The organism is Streptomyces sp., from assembly GCF_035563135.1.
Taxonomy (GTDB): domain Bacteria; phylum Actinomycetota; class Actinomycetes; order Streptomycetales; family Streptomycetaceae; genus Streptomyces.
Map to the genome: position 1 here is coordinate 1 of NZ_DATMVN010000701.1, position 2,102 is coordinate 2,102.

The 2,102-nt window shown below is 71.4% G+C and carries 3 protein-coding genes and 1 pseudogene; 2 read left to right on the forward strand and 2 right to left on the reverse strand.

The annotated features are described in order from the left end of the window. Positions 1–481, forward strand: a 481-nt coding sequence (locus VN520_RS31120) for a DNA-3-methyladenine glycosylase I (RefSeq protein ID WP_325750278.1), incomplete at its 5' end; no start/stop codon positions are given. 2 nt (positions 482–483) lie between these two features. Here VN520_RS31120 and VN520_RS31125 read toward each other — a convergent pair. Further along, positions 484–1,284, reverse strand: coding sequence for an enoyl-CoA hydratase/isomerase family protein (locus VN520_RS31125; protein ID WP_325750279.1), 801 nt, complete (start codon positions 1,282–1,284; stop codon positions 484–486). Positions 1,285–1,618: 334 nt separating this feature from the next. On the opposite strand from VN520_RS31125, the gene VN520_RS31130 reads away from it, so the two are divergent. Continuing rightward, positions 1,619–1,786, forward strand: coding sequence for a DUF3117 domain-containing protein (locus VN520_RS31130; RefSeq protein ID WP_003966491.1), 168 nt, complete (start codon positions 1,619–1,621; stop codon positions 1,784–1,786). Positions 1,787–1,962: 176 nt separating this feature from the next. Here VN520_RS31130 and VN520_RS31135 read toward each other — a convergent pair. After that, positions 1,963–2,102: pseudogene (locus tag VN520_RS31135) on the reverse strand (methyltransferase); the annotation flags it as partial.

Sequence of the window (2,102 nt, forward strand, 5' to 3'; positions counted from 1 at the left end):
CCACGGTGACGACGCCCTCTTCGAGCGCCTCTGCCTGGAGGCGTTCCAGTCCGGGCTCTCGTGGCTGACGATCCTGCGCCGCCGCGAGGGCTTCCGCAGCGCGTTCGCCGGATTCAAGATCTCCGCGGTGGCGGAGTTCACCGACGCCGACAAGGAGCGGCTCCTCGCCGACGCCGGGATCATCCGCAACCGCGCCAAGATCGACGCCACGCTCGCCAACGCCAAGGTCCTGGCCGGCTGGGACGAGGGCGAGCTGGACGCGCTCATCTGGTCGTACGCACCCGACCCGGCGACGCGGCCGGCCCCGCGCACCCTCGGTGACGTCCCGGCGGTCACCCCGGAGTCCACCGCGCTGGCCAAGGACCTGAAGAAGCGGTCCATCCGCTTCGTCGGCCCCACGACCGCATACGCCCTGATGCAGGCCTGCGGTCTGGTCGACGACCATCTGGCCGACTGCGTGGCCCGGGGCGGCGGGCGGTAGTCCTACCTGCCGAGATACTTCGGCCGCTCCTTGGCGAGGAACGCCTCGACCGCGATGGTGTGGTCCTGCGACGCCCCCGCCTTCGTCTGGAGTTCGTCCTCCTTCTCCAGCGTCTCGGCGAGCGTGTGCCCGGCGCCGTACGCCATGGACACCTTGAGGGCGGCGTACGCCACCGTCGGGCCGTCCGCCAGGGCGCGGGCCACCGCGTGGGCCTCCTTCGCCAGGTCGGCCGCGGGCACCACCTTGTTCACGAGGCCCAGCTCGTACGCCTCCTGGGCGGAGACCGAACGCGGGAAGAGGAGCAGGTCGGCGGCGCGGCTCGCGCCGATCAGCCGGGGCAGCGTCCAGGAGATGCCCGAGTCGGCGGTCAGCGCGACGCCCGCGAAGGACGTGTTGAAGGCGGCGGTGTCCGCGGCCACGCGGTAGTCGGCGGCGAGCGCGAAACCGAAGCCCGCTCCCGCGGCGACCCCGTTGACCCCCGCGACCACGGGCTTCTCCATCTCGGTGAGGGCGCGGACGATGGGGTTGTAGTGCTCCCGCACGGTGCTGAGCGCGTTGCCGCCCTCCGCCTCGCGGGCCTCGGAGAGCTTGGCGACGTGCTCCTTGAGGTCCTGGCCGACGCAGAAGGCGCGCCCGGTGGCGGTGAGCAGAACCGCCCGCACGGCGGGATCCTCCGCCACCGCCCGGAGGGCGTCGCGGAGGGCGACCTTGGCAGCGGTGTTCATGGCGTTCATCGCGTCGGGGCGATTGATCGTGATCGTCGCGAGCCCGTCGCTCACGTCCGTGAGCACGGTGTCAGCCATGGGGTCGGCCGTCTCGGCCATGCGGGGTCTCCTTACGGGTCCGGCGTCGAGCCTGTCGACGCAAGCATGGCGGACTTCGGGCGGCCCGGACATGTGACCTGCGTCTAACGATTGGACCTCGGCTGAGGGGTGGAGGTGGCGCAGTATCGCAGCCGGATCGCCGTATTGGGTGGTTTTGGGAAAGCGCGTTGCGCAAGCGATGCCGACCGATGTTGGTCATCGGGGTCTTTGATGCGGGATAATGCGGAGGAAGCATTGTGTTCGACGCCGGTGAGGCAGCGCCTGTCATGGGGCCGCCGGCTGCGATGAGCTGGTTTCAGGAAGGGGAACGAGCATGGCGGCCATGAAGCCGCGGACGGGCGACGGCCCGCTCGAGGTGACAAAGGAGGGGCGGGGCATCGTCATGCGCGTTCCGCTCGAAGGCGGCGGTCGGCTTGTCGTCGAGCTGACTCCGGACGAGGCCGATGCACTCGGTGACGCGCTGAAGAAGGTCGTCGGCTGAGGCGGAGGCGCCCACACTTCACCACTGCCCCGGTACGGAATCCGTGCCGGGGCAGTGGTGCGCCGGAACCCGTTCTCCAAGGTGCGGCCCCCGCCCCCGGACATGCCCGGGGCGGGTGGTGAGCCGTACCGGGGCCTGGCGGTCGGCCGTACCGCGCCGTGCCGGGGCCAGGACGGTCAGCCGCGCCGCACCGCGCACAGCAGGCCGTCGCCCACCGGCAGCAGCGTCGCCATGAGCTCCTGGCTCTCACGCACGGCCCGCAGCAGTTCGCGCAGGCGCAGGACCTCGGCCGGCTGTGCGGCCGAGTCGATGGTGC